This is a genomic window from Ruegeria sp. HKCCD7559, from assembly GCF_013110575.1.
Lineage (GTDB): Bacteria > Pseudomonadota > Alphaproteobacteria > Rhodobacterales > Rhodobacteraceae > Ruegeria.
This window is the reverse complement of sequence record NZ_WVQU01000020.1, coordinates 2,501-6,197: the sequence shown is the minus strand read 5'-3', so window position 1 is coordinate 6,197 and position 3,697 is coordinate 2,501. Positions and strand designations below refer to the sequence as shown.

Annotated in this window: 1 tRNA gene and 2 rRNA genes; all 3 read right to left on the bottom strand. The window is 53.2% G+C overall.

The window, feature by feature from the left end:
* Positions 1-20: 20 nt before the first annotated feature.
* The 3 genes from GS605_RS20870 to GS605_RS20860 all read right to left on the bottom strand — a co-directional run bounded on the left by GS605_RS20870 (position 21) and on the right by GS605_RS20860 (position 3,381).
* Positions 21-97, bottom strand: a tRNA-Met gene (locus GS605_RS20870).
* 115 nt (positions 98-212) lie between these two features.
* Positions 213-327: ribosomal RNA gene (gene rrf / locus GS605_RS20865) — 5S ribosomal RNA — on the bottom strand.
* A gap of 188 nt (positions 328-515) precedes the next feature.
* Positions 516-3,381 (bottom strand): 23S ribosomal RNA (locus tag GS605_RS20860).
* Positions 3,382-3,697 lie beyond the last annotated feature (316 nt).

Genomic DNA, 3,697 nt, shown 5'->3' with positions numbered 1-3,697 from the left:
TGTAATCAAGTGATTTATTTTGGTTGCGGGAGTAGGATTTGAACCTACGACCTTCAGGTTATGAGCCTGACGAGCTACCGGGCTGCTCCATCCCGCGACAGTTTTTGTGACCTAGCGCTTACGCTAGTTGAGGTCTTTGGTTGGCCTATCGCTTGCGCTATTTGAGGCCGGGTATTGTGTCATCGTGTTAGAGAGATATGGGCTTTTTCTAGGTTTGGCGGTGACCTACTCTCCCGGGGCTTAAGCCCAAGTACCATTGGCGCGGCAGTGCTTAACTTCCGGGTTCGGGATGGGACCGGGTGTTTCACTTGCGCTATGACCACCAAACCGAGGAAAAGCCCATGTCGACTTTTTTGCGGAGCAAGAAAGCGACGGTTGGCAGGCAGCGTATTCGCTTGCGAATGCGCGGTGCCACTCGGTTATATAATCAACCAACATCGCGGCTTGGCGCTGCGACGCTGTCCATAATCAAGGTCAGTGTATGCTTTTGGTGATTTGTCTTTCCATTACTGGATCAAATCAAGCCTATCGGGCGATTAGTACCGGTCAACTGAACGCATTGCTGCGCTTACATCTCCGGCCTATTGACGTGGTGGTCTTCCACGGCCCTCAGGGAGACCTTGTTTTGAGGGGGGCTTCCCGCTTAGATGCCTTCAGCGGTTATCCTGTCCGATCATAGCTACCCAGCACTGCCGTTGGCACGACAACTGGTCCACCAGTGGATCGTTCACCCCGGTCCTCTCGTACTAGGGGCAACTCCTCTCAAGTCTCCTACACCCACGGCAGATAGGGACCGAACTGTCTCACGACGTTCTAAACCCAGCTCACGTACCTCTTTAAACGGCGAACAGCCGTACCCTTGGGACCTGCTCCAGCCCCAGGATGAGATGAGCCGACATCGAGGTGCCAAACACTGCCGTCGATATGGACTCTTGGGCAGTATCAGCCTGTTATCCCCGGCGTACCTTTTATCCGTTGAGCGATGGCCCTTCCACTCGGGACCACCGGATCACTATGGCCGTCTTTCGACTCTGCTCGACTTGTCAGTCTTGCAGTCAGGCTGGCTTCTGCCATTGCACTCAACGAGCGATTTCCGACCGCTCTGAGCCAACCTTCGCGCGCCTCCGTTACGCTTTAGGAGGCGACCGCCCCAGTCAAACTACCCGCCACGCAGGGTCCCGGATCCGGATAACGGACCGCGGTTAGACATCAAGAGTGCGAAGGGTGGTATCTCAAGGGAGGCTCCACAGGTACTTGCGTTCCTGCTTCAAAGCCTACCACCTATCCTGCACATCACAATCCTGATGCCAGTGCGAAGCTGTAGTAAAGGTGCACGGGGTCTTTCCGTCTAACCGCGGGAAGCCTGCATCTTGACAGGCAATTCAATTTCGCTGAGTCGATGTTGGAGACAGCGGGGAAGTCGTTACGCCATTCGTGCAGGTCGGAACTTACCCGACAAGGAATTTCGCTACCTTAGGACCGTTATAGTTACGGCCGCCGTTTACCTGGGCTTCAATTCAAGGCTCTCACCTCTCCTTTTAACCTTCAGGCACCGGGCAGGCGTCAGACCCTATACGTCGTCTTGCGACTTCGCAGAGCCCTGTGTTTTTAATAAACAGTCGCCACCCCCTGGTTTGTGCCCCCAGCCCCTAGTTGCCTAGGAACCGGGCCTCCTTCTCGCGAACTTACGGAGGTATTTTGCCGAGTTCCTTCAACATCGTTCTCTCAAGCGCCTTGGTATGCTCTACCAGTCCACCTGTGTCGGTTTAGGGTACGGTCTGATGGAGGGCTATTTCCAGGAACCACTCAGCAGCCCAATCAATCCGATAAGATTGAACTACACCTGTGATCCGTCACATCCTCCTGGCCTAGGAATATTAACCTAGTTCCCATCGCCTACGCCTTTCGGCCTCGGCTTAGGGGCCGGCTTACCCTGCTCAGATTAGCTTTAAGCAGGAACCCTTGGACTTTCGGCGAGAGTGTCTCTCACACTCTTTGTCGCTACTCATGTCATCATTCTCACTAGTGATCTCTCCACCGGATCCCTCACAGGCCGGCTTCATCGAAAGAACTCTATCCTGCGCTACCGCCTATTCGGCTACTTGAGCGCGATTACTCGCGCCACATAACCGGCGGCAATACAGGATGAGTTCTATGTCACACTACGCTCTGCTACCATGCCTTACGGCATCCTAAGCTTCGGCTCATGGCTTGAGCCCCGTTACATCTTCGCCGCAGGACAACTTGTTTAGACCAGTGAGCTGTTACGCTATCTTTAAAGGATGGCTGCTTCTAAGCCAACCTCCTGGTTGTTTTGGTCGTCCCACCTGCTTTCCCACTTAGCCATGAATTGGGGGCCTTAGCTGTAGGTCAGGGTTGTTTCCCTCTCCACTACGGACGTTAGCATCCGCAGTGTGTCTGCCATCTAGTACTCCCGGGTATTCGGAGTTTGGTTAGGATCAGTAAGCCTGTGGGGCCCCATTACCCATCCAGTGCTCTACCCCCCGGGGTATTCGGATGACGCTCTACCTAAATAGATTTCGCAGAGAACCAGCTATCTCCGAGTTTGATTGGCCTTTCACCCCTAGGCACAGCTCATCCCGATCCTTTTCAACGGATGTGGGTTCGGTCCTCCAGTAAGTGTTACCTTACCTTCAACCTGGCCATGCCTAGATCACTCGGTTTCGGGTCTGATCCCACGAACTCATTCGCCCTATTAAGACTCGCTTTCGCTACGCCTACACCTAACGGCTTAAGCTTGCTCGTGAGACCAAGTCGATGACCCATTATACAAAAGGTACGCCGTCAGCTCGCAAGGAGCCTCCGACTGATTGTAGGCGTTCGGTTTCAGGTACTGTTTCACTCCCCTCGTCGGGGTGCTTTTCACCTTTCCCTCACGGTACTGGTTCGCTATCGGTCAGCAAGGAGTACTTAGCCTTCGAAGGTGGTCCTCCGATCTTCAGACAGAATTTCACGTGTTCCGCCCTACTTAATACGTCCGTCAAAGCTTCCTATACGGGGCTGTCACCCGCTATGGCCACGCTTCCCAACGTGTTCTAGTCACTTATCCGGCTCGGCTGGTCCCCGTTCGCTCGCCGCTACTAGGGGAGTATCAATTGATTTCCTTTCCTCCGGGTACTTAGATGTTTCAGTTCCCCGGGTTTGCTCTTAAAACCCTATGTATTCAGGTCTTAAGTACCTGTTCATGCTCATTATTGATTAGCACAGCTAACAATAACAAACATTCAGGTGGGTTGCCCCATTCAGAGATCCATGGATCAAAGCTTATTCTCAGCTCCCCATGGCTTATCGCAGAGTATCACGTCTTTCATCGCCTCTTGCTGCCAAGGCATTCACCAAACGCCCTTCTCGCGCTTGATTTGATCCAGAAAAAGAAAGACTTGATATTGGCACTACCGCCTATTCGGCTACTTGAGTGCGTTTGACCGCACACAACCAAAGCTGCGCTAGTAATCAAATCGATCGAGACCGCCCAGCTGGTAACTAAAGGCAGTCATTCTTCTGAACCAAAAACATACATTTCCCGCCCCCGCCACTTGGACGAGGACAATTGAGCAACCCCATATGGTCTCCCAGCCGTGCAGCTGATCAACGCAGGTCGCTCGGGTTAGTATATTTGACTTGGACAACTCTGTTCTTTTCAGTCGCGATACACGAGACAGGGCCGGCTAGACCC